This is a genomic window from Oxalobacteraceae bacterium OTU3CAMAD1, from assembly GCA_024123915.1.
GTDB lineage: Bacteria > Pseudomonadota > Gammaproteobacteria > Burkholderiales > Burkholderiaceae_D > Rugamonas.
Window position 1 is genome coordinate 7,465,386 of record CP099650.1, and the last position, 15,887, is coordinate 7,481,272.

The following is a 15,887-nucleotide window of genomic DNA, read 5'->3' on the forward strand; positions in this document are numbered from 1 at the left end:
GCCTCAAGCATTGGCCTCGCCGGCTGACAACTTTTTCCGAGAGAGATAGCCATGAGCGACACTCCGTATTTCAAACACCACGTCTTCTTCTGCATGAACAAGCGTGACGACGGCCGCAACAGCTGCGGCGACCACGGCGCGGAAACCGCCCAAAAGCACGCCAAGAAACGCTGCAAGCAACTGGACATCAACGGCCACGGCGGCGTCCGCATCAACCAGGCAGGCTGCCTGGACCGTTGCGAGGAAGGCCCGGTGCTGGTGGTCTACCCGGAAGGCGTCTGGTACACCTACGTCGACACCAGCGACATCGATGAAATCATCGACAGTCACTTGGTACAAGGCAAGATTGTTGACCGTCTTAAAATTTAAAGAGCTATGAACAAGAACGAAAAATTCACCCTGGCAGGTAACGCCGGCCTGATGGAAGGCCAGATCGACTATCCGAAGAACGACACGCCGGTCGGCGTCGCCCTGGTGGCCCATCCGCACCCGCTGTACGGCGGCACGATGGACAACAAGGTCGCCGTCACGCTGGCGCGCACCTTCGCCAGCCTCGGCTACGTGGTGGCGCGCATCAACTTCCGTGGCGTCGGCGCCTCCGAGGGCGTGCACGACCACGGCCACGGCGAGACCGACGACATGGCCATCCTGCACGCCTGGATGACGGAGAAATATCCGGGCCTGCCGGTGGCGCTGGGCGGTTTCTCGTTCGGCACCTTCGTGCAGTCGAAGCTGGCGCAGCGCCTGGTCGCCGCCGGCACCCCGGCCGAGCGCCTGGTGCTGGTCGGCAGCGCCGCCAAGAAATGGGAAATGGCCGACATTCCAGCCGACACCATCCTGATCCACGGCGAAAACGACGACACCATCCCGCTGATCGACGTGCTCGACTGGCTGCGTCCGCAGGAGATCCCGGTGATCGTCATCCCGGGCGCCGACCACTTCTTCCATCGCAAGTTGCAACACATCAAAAGCTGGGTAACCCAGCTGTGGCGCCGTCCCGGCGACGTCGCCGGCACCGAAACGGACACCTCCGCAGCGGATTAACGCTCTATAATCCCCGCTGTTTTTTTACGCACTTTTTTAACCTTACCACCGAACAACTAGCCCATGAAAAAATTGATCGCGGCACTGGCCACCAGTGTGATGTTGATGTCCGCCGCTGTGGCCCAAACCCTGCCGCCCCCTACCATCGCCGCCAAATCCTGGCTGCTGCTGGACGCCACCAGCGGCCAGGTGATCGCCTCGCAAGATCCGAACGCCCGCGTCGAGCCTGCCTCGCTGACCAAGATCATGACGGCCTACGTCGTCTTCGGCGCGCTGCGCGACAAGAAGCTCACCCTGAACCAGATGGTCAACGTCTCGACCAAGGCGTGGAAGGTCGACGCCAGCAGCTCGAAGATGTTCATCGACCCGGCCACGCCGGTCAGCATCGACGACCTGCTGCACGGTCTGATGATTCAATCCGGCAATGACGCCGCCGTCGCGCTGGCCGAGGCCGTCGCCGGCGACGAATCGGCCTTCGTCGTCATGATGAACAAGGAAGCCGAGCGCATGAGCTTGAAGTCGACCCGCTTCGCCAATCCGCATGGCCTGCCAAGCCCGGACAATTATTCCACTGCGCAAGACCTGTCGGTGCTGGCAAAGCGCGTGATCCTGGACTTCCCGCAGTTCTACAAGATCGACTCGGTCAAGAGCTTCACGTATAACAAGATCACGCAGCCAAACCGCAACCGCCTGCTGTGGCTGGACCCGACCGTCGACGGCATGAAGACCGGCCACACCGAAGCGGCCGGCTATTGCATGATCGCCTCGGCGCGTCGTCCGAACGGCGCCAGCGAGCGCCGCCTGATTTCGGTGGTGCTGGGCACCAATTCCGACAACACCCGCACGCAGGAAAGCCAGAAGCTGCTGAACTGGGGCTTCCAGAACTTCGACACGGTCAAGCTGTACTCCAAGGGCCAGGCCATCGCGACGCCGGAAATCTGGAAGGGCTCGCAGGGTTCGGTCAAGATCGGCTTCACCAGCGATGTGATGGTGACGGTGCCGAAGGGGGTCGCCGCCAAGATGAAGCCGGTGCTTGAGCGTAAGGACCCGCTGGTCGCGCCGTTGCCGCTCAATACCCGTGTCGGCTCGCTGAAGATGATGGTGGACGGCAAGCCGCTGCTGGAACTGCCGGTGGTGGCGCTGGAGAATGTGGAAGAAGCGTCGATCTTCGGCCGCGCCTGGGATTCGATGCGCCTCTGGATGAACTAAGACGACATCCGATTTGGCTCGCTGATGTCAATACACGTGGGGACACGTGGAGACACGTAGGGCGGATTAGCGCAGCGTAATCGGCCAATGCGTGCGTTTCGACGACGCATGGATTGGCCGATTACGGCGTTCCGCCTAATCCGCCCTACGTATTTCCCGTGTTTCCCGGGTCTCCTGTGTAACGCATCGATTCCTGGGCCCACTTGAACGCGGCTCTGCCACACGCCGCCAGCCCATCTGCTTCCATCCCCAGCGTCCGCGCGATCTCCAGCGCCCGCTCGACCTTGTCCCGCTCCAGCAGCAGCACCACCATCAAATACGGCCCGTACACGCCCTCGCTACCCAGCAGCACATCGCGGATATCGTCCGACAGATGCATCTTGCCGACCAAATTGGCCATCGGCACGCCCAGCAACACATCAAACAGCGACAACAGCCCCACCAGGAACAATTCGTCCCGCTTGGCCAACGGCAGCGGACTGCACGTCTCCAAAAAACGCGCGCGCGTCAGCGCCACTTCCAACAAGGAGGCGTCACGCTCGCGGTTGGCACCACTGCCCAGACGGAACATCGACACCGTCAGCCCGCGATACAGTTGATTGCGTCCCAGCACCATGAACGCCTGCTGCAGGCTGGTGACCTTGGTGGTCTGACCGTTGCTCGGCGCATTGGCCCATTGCAGCACCTGGAACGTCATGCCGGGATCGCGCTTGGCCACCTCGATCATGGCGGGCAGTTCGGCGTCCGTGCGCAGCAGGTTCAGCAGCTCAATCGACGTCATGCGGCTTTGATCGACCTTGGCGTCCGGATCGACCTGGTCGCTGGTGGAGAGGTAGTGGCCGAGGAAATAGTCGCAGCCCCACGACAGGCACATGCGCTGCTCGTCCCACGATTCGACGCCATCGACCGCCAGCATCATGTCCGGGTAGCGCATGCGCAATTGCTTGGCCAGCGTCTGGAAGTCCGCCAGCGCATGTTCATTCAAGTACAGCATCGCCAGGTCGCACAGCGCCAGCAGCGGCACGTCGTCGGCGTCCAGCGACACGCCGCGCAAGGCGACCTTGCAGCCGGACTGGCGCAGCGCGGCCATCCGCTCGGCGATTTGCGCCACGGGCAGTTCGGTGGCCTTAAGGTCCAGCATGAATATGGTGTGCGGCGCGATCAGCGGAAGGTGGTGTTGGGCGACTACCGCATCCATGCTGAGCTGTACCAGTGCCAGGCGGTTCTGCGCGAACTCCGGCAGGCCCGCAGCGGCCAATGTGTCGATCGCGAGCGGCTCGACCAATGGCAGCCCGCTGCCACCAAGGGGAACGGAGAACCGGTAGCCGCAAAGGCGGTTGCGCGTGTCGACGATCTCGGCACGCACGACGACGGCGTCCGGATCGCCGGCGGGAGGCTTGACCGGCGTCGGCCCTGGCACCTGCACCGGCGGTGGCTCCATGACGGACATGCTGACGGCAGGTGCGGCAGGCTGCGCCCTCGGCCTCAGAAAAGACAAAAATCCCACGTCATACCCTCTGCGGAAGCGTTTTCTACAACGATCATACCGTGGAATTTATGGCGCACAACTTGGCATGGCGAAAAAACCCGGGGCGCCGCCACGCAATCTCTGTAACTAAAATACAGGGTTCTCGTATAATCTGCGCACTCCCGCCACCTGTGAAAGCATGCTCATGAGCTACGTCCCGCCGACCGACCTGTCCTGCCCTTCCATCGTCACCAGCAAGGGCGGTCCGACCTTGTCGCGCATCGTCGCCGGCATGTGGCGCATGAACGAATGGAAGCTGACGCCCCAGCAACGGATGGCGTTCATCGAGCAATGCCTGGACATGGGCGTGACCAGCTTCGACCACGCAGATATCTACGGCGGCTACGGCGTCGAAGCGGTGTTCGGCGAGGCGCTGGCGTTGCAACCGTCGCTGCGCGCGCGCATGCAGCTGGTGAGCAAGTGCGGCATCAAACTACTCAACGCGGCACGTCCGGACCATACGATTCAGCACTATGACACCAGCGCCAGCCACATCATCGCGTCGGCGGAGAACTCGCTGCGCCAGCTGGGCACCGATCACCTGGATCTGCTGCTGATCCACCGTCCCGATCCGCTGATGGATTTCGACGAGATCGCCGAGGCTTTCGGGCGCCTGCGCCAGGAGGGCAAGGTGCGGCATTTCGGCGTGTCCAATTTCAGCCGCCACCAGTTCGAGAGCCTGAACCGCCGCATCGCGCTGGCGACCAACCAGGTGGAGTTCTCGCCGCTGTGCGTGGCGCCGATGTTCGACGAGACCTTCGACGGGTTGCAGGATTTGGGCGTAGCGCCGATGATCTGGTCGCCACTGGCCGGAGGGCGGTTGTTCAGCAAGGACGATGCGGCCGGCGTGCGGGTGAGCGCCGTGATCCAGAAGATCGCCGATGAAGTGCGGCGTCCGTTCGGCAGCGTGGTGTTCGCCTGGATTATGCAGTTGCCGAGCCGCCCGGTGCCACTGACCGGATCAGGGCGGATTCAGGCGGTGGCGGAGGCGGTGGAAGCGACGCAGTTCACGCTGAGCCGCAGCCAGTGGTTTGAGATCCTGCGCGCCGCGCGCGGCCACGAAGTAGCGTGAGCTAAGCGCTGCAAAACCTTGCTCAATTCTAAAACACGTAGGGCGGATTAGCGCAGCGTAATCCGCCAATGCATGCGTTTCGACAGCTCACGCATTGGCGGATTACGGCGTTCCGCCTAATCCGCCCCTACGTGTTTTAGATTTTTTCGGTGGCCGCAGGCCGCCGCAAACGCGGATCAGATTTTTTTGACAGTCGCAGGCCCCGGTGGCGCGTCACGTACCGCGCTCAAATGTCGTCATACACGACCGGCGGCGCGATCCCCTTCCAGCCCCTCTTCCAAGCCAGGTTCAGCGCCAGCGTGAAGGCGATATACACCACAAAGAACAGCACGAAGTAGGCGGCCTGCAACCACGCCAGCAATCCCAGATTCACCACCAGCAGCACCAGCGCGCCCCAGCTCTTCTTCTGCTTGGAACTCGGGAAGCGCACCGTCGACACCATCAGCGTGCCCACCACAAACAACAGCAGCACGACCAGAATCGCGTGCCAGGTGGTGGCCGCCGGGTCCGGCCAGGCAACCACCACCGACGCCACGCAGGCGGCCCCCGCCGTGATTGGCATGCCGACGAAATAGCGCGGGTCGGTCCGGCCGACGCTGACATTGAAACGCGCCAGCCGCAGCGCCCCGCAAGCGACAAAGAAGAAACTGGCGATGCCGCCGGCCCGCAGCAGGGTCGGATGGTCGACGCCCAGTTGCACGAAGCCATAGCAATACAGCAGCAGCCCCGGCGCGCAGCCGAAGTTCATCACGTCGGCGATGGAGTCGAGCTGCATGCCGAACTCGGACGCGGTGTTGGTGGCGCGCGCGACAAAGCCGTCGAGCGCGTCGAACACGCCGGCCAGCACCAGCAAGATGGCCGCCAACCGGTAGTCCTCGGCGGACCCGACAAGGGCGTTGTCGACCGAGATGACGATGCTGCCGAAGCCGCAGGCGATCGACATCAGGGTCACCATACTGGGCAAGGCGAACTTGGCGCGCCGAACGCGCGCTTGATTGATAGGTTTCAAATGACGACTTCCAGGTTAAGCATGCGTCGCCAACGGGCGGCTGGCTGAACGGTTAGCTTACCATTTTACGCAAGCCGTCCCGTACAGGGCGGCCCGACTAGCATATTGCGTGCCGCAATCGAGCAAACTGGCTTAAAATCGCTGTAGCCAGTCCGGGCAAAACGCCCACACGCACAGGAGTTTCAAACATGGCAGATCATAAGCACCGGCAACTCCCCTTTTCCCCGTTGCCGGCGGCAATGGTGCTTATCGCCGCCCTGCTCGCCGGCTGTGGTGGCGGAGGAGGGGAAAGCAATAGCGCGACCGCGCCAGTGACATCGGTTCCCCCCACCACCTCGCTGCCGCAGGAACCAGGCGCGCCCACGCTGACCGGCAACACCGCCCTCGACGGCTTCAACTGGCTCAATTACCGGCGCGCCCAGCTGGGTTTGTCGGTGCTGACGCGTAACAGCCAGGTCGATGCGGCGGCGCTGGGACATTCCAATTATCTGCGCCTGAACAACACCGTCAGCCACGACCAGACTGTGGGGGCGCCGGGCTTTACCGGCGTCAACCTGACCGACCGGCTAAGTCGCGCCGGCTATGTGCTGACCACCAACGGCTTCGCCATCGGCGAAGTCATCTCCGCCACGACGGACACCTCCGGCTTTTACCAGGCGGAGGAACTGATCACCGCGATCTATCACCGCTTCGTGATGTTCGAGCCCGTCTTCAGGGAAGTCGGCACCGGCGCCACCACGGTCGCCGGCGGCTACACCTACTTCACCGCCGACCTGACGGCTACCAACGGTTTGGGCGCCGGCATCGGCGCGGGCAGGCTGGTCAACTACCCGGTCAACAACCAGACCAACATCCCGATCAATTTCTTCAGCGATACCGAATCGCCCGATCCCGTGCCAAATCAGAACGAGGTGGGTTACCCGGTCAGCGTCCACTCCGACAGCGGCCGGGGCGGCGCCGGCGTAGTGGTGCGCAGCTTTACCATCACGCCGCGCGGCGGCGCGGCGCTGAATACGCTTCTGCTCAGCAGAGCAACCGACTCGCGTACCGCGCCCGAGGTGGCCGCGATCATCCCGCTGGCGCCGCTTCGCAGGGGCACCGTCTACGATGTCAGCTTCGACGGCACGGTGAACGGCGTGGCGGCCCCGCGCACCTGGTCGTTCACCACCCGGCAGTGACCGCGTGCGAGGGCGGTCGACGCGTTGTTGCGGCCGGTAAGGTCTGCTATGGTACGGCTTCGATATAGTTCCGTACGGCTTCCGACCAACCACCGATCCGCGATAACGCACCGCTCATGATACTTTCCAGCATGCCTGCCTCACCGGTTCACGCCGAGGGCCATATTTTGCAAGTGGAAACCGGCTTGCAGCAGCTGATGGGCGACCGCGCCCTCTATCTGCAGATCCTGCGCCGCTTCCGGCAACGCTATCAGGACAGCGCCAACCAGGCGCGCAACGAATTGACGGCCGGCGACGCCACTGGCGGGCAACGCATCATCCATACCCTCAAGGGAGCGGCCGGCATGATCGGCGCCCAGCAGGTGTATCTATTGGCAGCCAATCTGGAGCAAGCCTGCGCGGGACCGGCGGCACTGTGCATGGGGCCGCTGGCGCAGCTGGAGCACGCGCTGCGCTGCCTGATGGGCGCGATCGACGCCGAGTTGAGCGCGGCCGACGAGCAACCGCATGCGGAGCCGACGGCCGCCGGCCAGCATCCCCCGGAGACGCGCATGCTGGTGCAGCATCTGGCCAGGCTGCTGGAAGAAGGCGACGGCGCGGCGATCGATGTGCTGGAGCACTCGGCGACGGTGCTCGCGGCAAGCTTGGGAGTGGCGGTGTTTCAGGAGGTGACCGAGGCGGCGCATCAGTTCGACTTCGAGGCGGCGCTGGCGGTGCTGCAGGCGGCGAAGAGCTAAGTCCTCAGCGCGTATATTCTTTCTCTTCGTCGAAGGCGTCGGCGCATTCCTTGTCGCAGAAACGTTTGACGTTGTCGAGCGGCTTCTCGCAGTACCAGCACGAGCCCTTGGGCGGCAACATCTGCCGCGTGCGGGCCGGCGAAACGGGCGCCGCCATCGAAGGGGGCGCCGTGCCGCCGCCGTCGTCCGGTACGCTTTCTTGTGTCGGTTCCACGATCCCCTCCGTTCCAGGCAGTGCCCAAGTCAACGTTGCAAGGTTACTTCAGCGGAATATCTCAAGCATGAGAATTCTCAAGGCCGTGCCGGTTTCGAGCCATGTGTTGGAAACCGAACACTCTTCTGCGACGAATCAATCATAGCAGGTTCGGTGGACCGGCCACAGCGGCCGGATCGGCAAAAAATGCGCCCAAACGACACTTCTCCAGCGATGCGCAGCGCGCTCCCGAGGGCGCTCATAGGGGATAAATATTTTTTAATTGAAAAGTCGAAAATGATAGTGAGTCACCACGAAATTGTGGCTCCAAGGCATCTTCGACGACCCCGTGCCGGGCCGCGCGGCTTATAATCATTACACCATTATCATTCCCGCCTGGAAAGTTCGAATGTCTGAAACTGTTCATGCTTCCCCGCCTGCGACGGCGGGCCACTCCCACTTGTCCGCCCGCGCGCTGGCGCTCGCCGACCTCGGCCTGATCGTGCTCGACGCCGGCCAGCGCATCGTCCTGTGGAACCAATGGATGGCCAGCCACTCCGGCCAGTCCGCGCACCGCGTGCTCGGCAGCGACCTGTTCGACGTGTTTCCCGAATTGCGCGGCCAGCGGCTGGAGCAGGCCGTGCACAGCGCGATGCAGAGCAAAACGCCGCAGCAGCTGTCGCCGGGACTGAACCGCTCGCCCTTCCCCCTGTTCCCGACCGGTACCTGGGGCGGCGAGCGCATCGAGCAGTCTGTATCGGTGACGCCGTTCACCGAAGGCAAGGAACGGTTTTGCCTGATCCAGGTGAGCGACATCAGCAGCACCGTCGGCCGCGAGCGCCAGCTGCGCGGCCAGGCCGAGGCGCTGCGCGCGCAATCGTACGTGGACGGGCTGACCGGCATCGCCAACCGGCGCCACTTCGACGTCGCGCTCGACCGCGAACTGCGGCGCGCCCAGCGCAACGGCGGCCAGCTGTCGCTGCTGCTGATGGATATCGACTCGTTCAAGGCGTATAACGACCACTTCGGCCACCAGCAGGGCGACGCCTGCCTGACCCTGGTGGCGGAAGCGTTCGCCGCCATGCTGCAGCGGCCGGCCGATCTGGCCGCGCGCTACGGCGGCGAGGAATTCGGCGCCGTGCTGCCGGACACCGGGCCGGAGCAGGCGGCGCTGGTCGCCGAGGGCATCCGCGCGCGCATCGCCGCACTGGAGGTCACGCACGCACCCGCAGCGATGCGTCCGTATGTGACAATGAGCATCGGCGTGGCCAGCTTCGTCAAGGACCGGTTGTGCACCGCCGAAACCATGCTGGCCGCCGCCGACAGCTGCCTGTACGCCGCCAAACACGCCGGACGCGACTGCGTCATCGTTCACAAACTGGAAGAAACCAACGCATGAAAATTCGCCCTGCCTTTAGCTTCGCATCGATCTTTTCCGCCGCCGTCGCCACTGCCTTGGTGGCCTTTGGCGCCCCGGCCGCCTTCGCCGCCGCCGCCGCGCCGGCCGCCTGCACCGGCGCCGCGCCCTCCGGCGAATTGACCGCGCAGCGCATCGTCGCCGCCAACCCGACCCGCTCGGAGCCGGGGCTGTATGAAGGTCCGGTATGGATCAAGGATGCGCTGTATTTCTCGGACTTCACGTTCGGTCCGGGCTTCCCGTCGCGCATCCAGAAGCTCGACGCCAGCGGCAAGGTCACCACACTGATCGCCGACAGCGGCAGCAACGGCCTGGCGGTCGACGCGCACGGCAACATCCTGGCGGCGACGCACAAGTACAAAAGCGTGTCGCGCTACACGATGGATGGCAAGCGCAGCGATGTCGTGACCAAGTACAACGGCAACGTCTTCAACTCGCCGAACGACATGGCGCTGGCCGCCGACGGCACCTTGTACTTCAGCGACCCGGCCTTCCAGCGCGACGCCGCGCCGGGCGGGCAGGACAAGACGCGCGTCTATCGCGTGGCGGCCGACGGCACGGTGACCGTGGTGGACGACACGCTCACCAATCCGAACGGCGTATCGCTGTCGCCGGCAGGGGACGTACTGTATGTGAACGGTATGGTTGGCGAAAAAGGCGTGCTGCGCGCGTACGCCATCGTCGACGGCAAGCCTGGCAAGGGACGCGACCTGGTCAATGGCCTGGGCATCCCGGACGGCATGGCGATCGACTGCCAAGGCAACGTCTACGTCACCGAGCACACGGACAAGCGCATCCGCGTATTCACGCCGCAGGGCAAGCACATCGCCACGATCAAGGTGGATGCGAATGTCACCAATGCCGCGTTCGGCGGTGCCGATGGCAAGACCTTGTTCATCACGGGTGCGGGGTCGGTGTGGAAGATCGCGTTGAACGTGAGCGGGTTGCCATACTGATCGCGCGGCAAACAAATCTGAACCACTATCCGGGCCGGGATCTGAAACAGACCTGGCCCGCGCTGCAAATCAAAAGCTGATCCACAACCCGAACCAAAGTCTGAACGCGCTTCGAACCCCATATCTGCGGCCACAACCCGAATCCAAATCTAAAACACGTAGGTCGGATTAGCGCAGCGTAATCCGACAGGCTCCGTCGACGGCCCAGGTCGTCCCAACCCACACTCCGAAATGAGATAAATCAGCCAAATATCGCAAATTGCGATACTCTGGAGCATGCGAGTTATTTCCAACAAAGCGCTGGTCGACTTCTCGACAATTCATCCACCTGCGCGCTTGCCGATGCAGACGTGGAGGAAGATCATTGAGTCTCGCTCGTTTTCGAACTTCGCCGACATTAAAAGCACCTTCAACGCCGTGGACAAAGCCGGCGACCACTATATTTTTGACGTTGGCGGAAATAAGTACCGCATCATCGCTGGGATCAGCTTTCCCCACCAGAAGCTGTACATCCGGCATGTATTTACCCATGAGGAGTACAACAAATGGAAGCCCTGACGGACCAAGCAGTGGTAGCAGAAATCACCTCCCACTATCAAGCCTTGTCGTCGCTTGTGCCACTGCGCGCCATTCATAGCGAGCAGGATTACGAGAACGCTATCTCTGCACTTAATCGCCTTTTAGATGCTGGCGCCGCCGATGAGAAGCATCCGCTTGCCGATCTAGTGAACGCCTTAGGAAACCTCATCGGGGATTACGAAGATCGGGCATATCCCGCCGAGCATGTCTCTCCAGTCGAGATGATCCGCTTTTTAATGGAGCAGCATCAGCTCTCTCAATCCGAGTTGCCCGAGATTGGTGGGCAGAGCGTAGTCTCAGAAGTGCTGAGTGGAAAGCGAGAGCTCAACGTGCGTCAGATCAAAGAACTGTCCGCACGTTTCAACATCCCCGCCGCCGCTTTTTTGTAGAGGCAGAGGCAAGGTAACGCTACCCGGCTAACCGATACACTTGAGCCCGTGTAGCAATGGCGGACCTGACCCCGGAGTTTATTTGCCGATACAGAACCGGCTGAAGATCACTCCCAGCAAATCATCCGACGAGAACGCGCCCGTGATGCTCGACAGCTGCGCCTGCGCCAGGCGCAATTCCTCCGCGAACAAATCCAGAGACTGATCGTTTTGCGCCGCGTGCTCCCCTGCCCGCTCCAGATGCGCGCCGGCGTTTTTCAGCGCGATCAGATGCCGCTCGCGCGCGAGGTACAGCGACTCACCCGTCTGCTGCCAGCCGGCGATGCGCAGCAGTTCCTTGCGCAGCAGGTCGATGCCGATGTTCTCGTGCGCCGACAGATACACGTGCGTGGCATCCGGCATCGCATCCACGCTCGGCTTGTGCCCCGACAAATCGATCTTGTTCCAGATGCGCAGCACCGGCACGCCCTCAGGGAATGCCGCGACGATGTTTTCATCCGCGCGCGACGGGCCGTGGTCGGCATCCAGCAAATGCAGAATCACATCCGCCTTGCCGACCTCGCCCCAGGTGCGCTCGATACCGATGCGCTCGACCACATCCACCGTCTCGTCCGCATGACGGATACCGGCCGTGTCGATGATGTTGAGCGGGATGCCTTCAATCTGGATCGTTTCGGTAACCTTGTCGCGCGTGGTGCCGGCTATCGGCGTGACGATGGCGACGTCGGAACCGGCCAGCGAATTGAGCAACGACGATTTGCCGACGTTAGGCTGGCCAACCAGCACCACGCTCAGTCCCTCGCGCAATAGCGCGCCTTGCGCCGCCTGCTTGAACACCTGGTCCAACGCGCTGACGATGCCCGCCAACTGCCCGCGCGCATCCGACTTCTCTAGGAAGTCGATCTCCTCCTCGGGGAAATCCAGGGTCGCCTCGACCAGCATGCGCAAACCGGTCACGCCCTCCACCAGCTTGTTGACCGTCTTCGAAAACGCCCCCGACAACGATTGCGACGCCGACTTGGCCGCCGCCTCGGTCGATGCGTCGATCAGATCGGCCACCGCCTCCGCCTGCGCCAGGTCGAGCTTGTCGTTCAGATACGCGCGGCGCGTGAATTCGCCCGGCTCGGCCAGCCGCAACCCCAGCTCGGCGCCGGCCTCCAGCACGCGCGCCAGCAGCAGTTGCAGCACGATCGGTCCGCCATGCCCCTGCAACTCCAGCACATCCTCTCCTGTGTACGAGTTCGGTCCCTTGAACCAGATGGCGATGCCTTGGTCGATGATGGCGCCGTCGGCCTGCGTGAACGGAATGTAGGTGGCGTGGCGCGGCTTCAAGGCCGTGGCGCCGAACAGCGCGGCGATCAGCGGTTGCAAATTCTTGCCGGAGGCGCGCACGACGCCGATGCCGCCGCGTCCCGGTGCGGTGGCGATGGCGGCGATGGGGGAGGAGTCGATATTCATGGGCTAATTGTAGAGGATATAAAAAAAGCCCGCGATCAACACGGGCTTTCTGGCAACACTAAACGCTAAGGATTACGCCTTGGCGGGCTCCGGCGTCGCATACTTCTTGGTGATCACATACTGTTGACCGATCGACAGCACGTTGTTGACCACCCAGTACAGCACCAGGCCGGACGGGAAGAAGAAGAACATGACCGAGAACGCCAGCGGCATGAACAGCATGATCTTCGCTTGCATCGGATCGGCCGGGGCCGGATTCAGCTTGGTGGTGATGTACATCGAGATCGCGTACAGCACCGGCAGGATGAACCATGGGTCCGGCGCGGCCAGGTTGGTGATCCAGCCGATCCACGGCGCGCCGCGGATTTCCACCGACGCCTGCAGCACCCAGTACAGCGCGATGAAGACTGGCATCTGCACCAGGATCGGCAGACAGCCGCCCAGCGGATTGATCTTCTCGGCCTTGTACAGTTCCATCGTGGCCTGGTTCATCTTGGCCGGGTCGCCTTTGTAGCGCTCGCGGATGGCCTGCATCTTCGGCGTGACCAGCTTGACCTTGGCCATGCTCTTGTAACCGGCGGCCGACAGCGGGAAGAACAGCAGCTTGATCAGGATCGTGAAGACGATGATGGTCCAGCCCCAGTTGCCCAGCACCTGGTGGATATGCACCATGACCCAGAAGATCGGCTTGGCGATCACGGTCAGCATGCCGTAGTCCTTGACCAGTTCCAGGCCAGGGGTGACTTTTTCCAGCAGCTTTTCTTCCTGCGGACCGGAATACAGCTTGGCGGTGTTCGACACGGTGGCGCCCGGCGCCAGGGTGCCCAGCGGCTGGATGGTGCCGATCGCGTACTGGTTGGTCGTCACTTTCTTGGTGAAGATGGTGCGCGGCGTCTTATCCTGCGGCACGAAGGCCGAGACGAAGAAGTGCTGCGAGATCGCGACCCAGCCGTTGTCGGCTTTGGTTGGATGCTCCTGGATCATGTCCTTGCCGGACTTGGCGGCGGACTCGGCGTCCTTCTCCAGGGTTTCGAACTTCAGCTTGTGGTACTTGTCGGCGTCGGTGTACAGGGTCGGGCCGGTGTAGCTGCTGTTGAAGAACGAGTCGCCGGCAGGCTTGTTGCCGTCGTGGACCAGTTGCAGGTACAGCTCAGGCTTGACCGGTGCGGTGCCGACGTTGGTCACATCGTGGCGCACGTCGATGACGTAGTCGCCGCGCTTGAACGTGAAGGTCTTGGTCAGCTTGACGCCGCCCTGCTCCGATTCCAGCACCAGTTGCACCTGGTTGGCGCTATCCAACGTGCGCGGACCTGGCTTGGCGACGAAGCCGGTGGTGTGATTCGGCAGGCCCGGCGCGCCGATCAGGCCGGTCTGGCCCAGATAGGTCTTGCCGGTGGCGCTGTCGATGTCGAACAGCACCTGATTCTTGTGGGTGTCGACGCCGTCTTTGTAGTTGAGCAGTTCCAGGCGGCGGATGGTGCCGCCCAGGGTGTCGATGTCGACCTTGAACAGGTCGGTCGTTACGGTGATGCGCTCACTCTTAAATGGCGCGTCGGCGCCGGTCGCGGCGGTCGCGCCCGGCAATGCGGCGGCGCCGGCGGTTGCTCCGGCTGCGGCGGCGGTCGGCAGTTCCGATTTCTTCGCCTCGGGCGCCTTGGCGGTTTGGGCCGGTGCCGGGGCGAACATGGAAGGCTGGCCGGTCGAGACCATCCAGTTGTTCCATAGAACTACCAGCGACACGGCAAACACGATCCACAGGATGGTACGTTTATTGATATCCATTAGGGTATTTATCAGGAGTGGTTGCAACCGCAAGCGGTCGTTGAAGAGGAATTCTTGGCATCCGGCGCGTCCTTCGGAGGCACCGGATCGAAACCGCCGTCGTTGAACGGATGGCAGCGGCACACGCGTTTGGCGGCCAGCCAGCTGCCCTTGCCCGCCCCATGCACCTGCAACGCTTCCAGCGCGTAATTCGAGCAGCTTGGATAGAAGCGGCAACGCGGCCCCAGCAGCGGACTGATGGTCAGCTGGTAGGCGCGCAGCAGGAAGCGGAGCAACTTCGTCATGACGGCGTAAGTGGAGGCGTCGTAGCCGAAGGCAAGGCCGCCGGCGGCGCTGCCGATACTGCAGCGGGCTGCGCGGACGCGGAGGTCTGCGCCTGCCGACCGGACAACTTGGCCTGCGCGGCGAACAGGCGCGCCAATTCCACCCGCAGCGCCCGTTTGAGCGCCGCAGTGGTGGCGGGACCGTCCTTGCTGTTGACCGGCTTGGCCAGGCGCACCACGCAATCGATGGCGGGCAGGCCGGTCACGCGGAACAGCTCGCGGGTGACGCGCTTGATCGTGTTGCGCGTGACGGCCCGGGGCGCAAAGCGCTTGGCCACCACGACGCCCAGCCGCGCATGCGGCAATTCGTTCAGACGGGTGTAGAGCACGAAATGCGCGCTTTTTTGCGTGGGGCGCAAACGAAAAACGGATGAAAATTCATCCGTTTTAACGATACGCCGAACGCGCGCGAAGTCGTGGGAACCTTCGCCTGTCGAGCCGCTTGAAATACAGCTTTCCACGCGATCAGCTAACAAGCAGGTGGCTTATACAGCCAGACGCTTGCGGCCTTTTGCGCGACGTGCGTTGAGCACATCACGGCCACCACGGGTAGCCATACGAGCGCGGAAGCCGTGGGTGCGTTTACGACGCACGACGGAAGGTTGGTAAGTACGTTTCATGTTGGTCTCGCTAAAAGCAGAAAAAAATACAAAATCGGGCCAGCGCCCGTCAATTTTTGGTGCCAATGACACTTCGCGCACCCATGCCAACGCTACCGGCACAGCTGGGTCCATCTCATCGCCCGCTAATCCACGCTTACTCCATATTGACGTTCAAGTGAATAAACACGGAATACGGGCGGGGAACCCTGAATTATCAGCATTTCGGCCCTGCTTGTCAACAACAGATCCGGATTGCCGGCGATTCCAGCTCAGCCGAAAGTGCGAAAATAAGCGGCGTGCCTGTGGATAACTTTAGCGAGCGAGAGTAGAATAGCGCGTTACGTGTGGCGAACCCGCGGCGCAACAGCCCCGGTCCACACCCTCATCAGCAGTAGAGAATAGATAAGATTC

18 protein-coding genes are annotated in these 15,887 nt (G+C 62.6%); 10 read left to right on the forward strand and 8 right to left on the reverse strand.

Annotation, left to right across the window (positions count from 1 at the left end):
- The first annotated feature begins 51 nt into the window (after positions 1-51).
- The 3 genes from NHH88_32040 (at position 52) to NHH88_32050 (ending at position 2,253) form a co-directional block, all read left to right on the forward strand.
- On the forward strand, positions 52-369 hold the full coding sequence (locus NHH88_32040) for a (2Fe-2S) ferredoxin domain-containing protein (GenBank protein ID USX14199.1): 318 nt from the start codon (positions 52-54) through the stop codon (positions 367-369).
- Between the two features lie 6 nt (positions 370-375).
- On the forward strand, positions 376-1,044 hold the full coding sequence (locus NHH88_32045; protein ID USX14200.1) for an alpha/beta hydrolase: 669 nt from the start codon (positions 376-378) through the stop codon (positions 1,042-1,044).
- A gap of 63 nt (positions 1,045-1,107) precedes the next feature.
- Positions 1,108-2,253: a D-alanyl-D-alanine carboxypeptidase gene (locus tag NHH88_32050; protein ID USX14201.1), complete on the forward strand. Its 1,146-nt coding sequence runs from the start codon at positions 1,108-1,110 to the stop codon at positions 2,251-2,253.
- A gap of 145 nt (positions 2,254-2,398) precedes the next feature.
- On the opposite strand, the gene NHH88_32055 is transcribed toward NHH88_32050, so the two are convergent.
- Entirely contained in the window at positions 2,399-3,694 is a 1,296-nt protein-coding gene (locus NHH88_32055) for an HDOD domain-containing protein (protein USX14202.1), read from the reverse strand.
- 232 nt (positions 3,695-3,926) lie between these two features.
- Between NHH88_32055 and NHH88_32060 the strand changes: the two genes are divergently transcribed.
- Complete coding sequence (locus NHH88_32060; protein USX14203.1) at positions 3,927-4,853, forward strand: aldo/keto reductase; 927 nt, start codon at positions 3,927-3,929, stop codon at positions 4,851-4,853.
- Between the two features lie 226 nt (positions 4,854-5,079).
- Here NHH88_32060 and pssA read toward each other — a convergent pair whose 3' ends face one another.
- Complete coding sequence (gene pssA / locus NHH88_32065) at positions 5,080-5,862, reverse strand: CDP-diacylglycerol--serine O-phosphatidyltransferase (protein ID USX14204.1); 783 nt, start codon at positions 5,860-5,862, stop codon at positions 5,080-5,082.
- A 188-nt stretch (positions 5,863-6,050) separates the two neighbouring features.
- Between pssA and NHH88_32070 the strand changes: the two genes are divergently transcribed.
- On the forward strand, positions 6,051-7,040 hold the full coding sequence (locus NHH88_32070; protein ID USX14205.1) for a CAP domain-containing protein: 990 nt from the start codon (positions 6,051-6,053) through the stop codon (positions 7,038-7,040).
- A gap of 131 nt (positions 7,041-7,171) precedes the next feature.
- Entirely contained in the window at positions 7,172-7,777 is a 606-nt protein-coding gene (locus NHH88_32075) for an Hpt domain-containing protein (GenBank protein USX14206.1), read from the forward strand.
- Positions 7,778-7,781: 4 nt separating this feature from the next.
- On the opposite strand, the gene NHH88_32080 is transcribed toward NHH88_32075, so the two are convergent.
- The gene (locus tag NHH88_32080; GenBank protein ID USX14207.1) at positions 7,782-7,991 is read right to left on the reverse strand and encodes a hypothetical protein; all 210 of its coding nucleotides are present in this window, start codon (positions 7,989-7,991) and stop codon (positions 7,782-7,784) included.
- 388 nt (positions 7,992-8,379) lie between these two features.
- Here NHH88_32080 and NHH88_32085 point away from each other — a divergent pair, with 388 nt between their 5' ends.
- The 4 genes from NHH88_32085 to NHH88_32100 all read left to right on the forward strand — a co-directional run bounded on the left by NHH88_32085 (position 8,380) and on the right by NHH88_32100 (position 11,311).
- Positions 8,380-9,369, forward strand: coding sequence for a GGDEF domain-containing protein (locus tag NHH88_32085; protein ID USX14208.1), 990 nt, complete (start codon positions 8,380-8,382; stop codon positions 9,367-9,369).
- Positions 9,366-10,343 (forward strand): SMP-30/gluconolactonase/LRE family protein, encoded by a 978-nt coding sequence (locus NHH88_32090; protein ID USX14209.1) that lies wholly within the window; start codon positions 9,366-9,368, stop codon positions 10,341-10,343. Before NHH88_32085 ends, NHH88_32090 begins: the two co-directional genes overlap by 4 nt.
- 276 nt (positions 10,344-10,619) lie before the next feature.
- Positions 10,620-10,901, forward strand: a complete 282-nt coding sequence (locus tag NHH88_32095; GenBank protein ID USX14210.1) for a type II toxin-antitoxin system HigB family toxin — start codon at positions 10,620-10,622, stop codon at positions 10,899-10,901.
- On the forward strand, positions 10,889-11,311 hold the full coding sequence (locus NHH88_32100) for a transcriptional regulator (GenBank protein ID USX14211.1): 423 nt from the start codon (positions 10,889-10,891) through the stop codon (positions 11,309-11,311). The genes NHH88_32095 and NHH88_32100 overlap by 13 nt, the downstream gene beginning before the upstream one ends.
- Positions 11,312-11,389: 78 nt before the next feature.
- On the opposite strand, the gene mnmE is transcribed toward NHH88_32100, so the two are convergent.
- The 5 genes from mnmE to rpmH form a co-directional block, all read right to left on the reverse strand.
- Positions 11,390-12,769 carry a tRNA uridine-5-carboxymethylaminomethyl(34) synthesis GTPase MnmE gene (mnmE, locus tag NHH88_32105; GenBank protein USX14212.1) on the reverse strand — a complete coding sequence of 460 codons (1,380 nt, stop codon included), beginning with the start codon at positions 12,767-12,769 and terminating at the stop codon, positions 11,390-11,392.
- 72 nt (positions 12,770-12,841) lie between these two features.
- Positions 12,842-14,551 carry a membrane protein insertase YidC gene (yidC, locus tag NHH88_32110; GenBank protein ID USX14213.1) on the reverse strand — a complete coding sequence of 570 codons (1,710 nt, stop codon included), beginning with the start codon at positions 14,549-14,551 and terminating at the stop codon, positions 12,842-12,844.
- An 11-nt stretch (positions 14,552-14,562) separates the two neighbouring features.
- A complete protein-coding gene (gene yidD, locus NHH88_32115; GenBank protein USX14214.1) occupies positions 14,563-14,835 on the reverse strand; it encodes a membrane protein insertion efficiency factor YidD in 273 nt (90 codons plus the stop codon).
- Positions 14,832-15,233 (reverse strand): ribonuclease P protein component, encoded by a 402-nt coding sequence (gene rnpA, locus NHH88_32120; protein ID USX14215.1) that lies wholly within the window; start codon positions 15,231-15,233, stop codon positions 14,832-14,834. Before rnpA ends, yidD begins: the two co-directional genes overlap by 4 nt.
- A 126-nt stretch (positions 15,234-15,359) precedes the next feature.
- Positions 15,360-15,494: a 50S ribosomal protein L34 gene (gene rpmH, locus NHH88_32125; protein ID USX17494.1), complete on the reverse strand. Its 135-nt coding sequence runs from the start codon at positions 15,492-15,494 to the stop codon at positions 15,360-15,362.
- Positions 15,495-15,887: the final 393 nt, after the last annotated feature.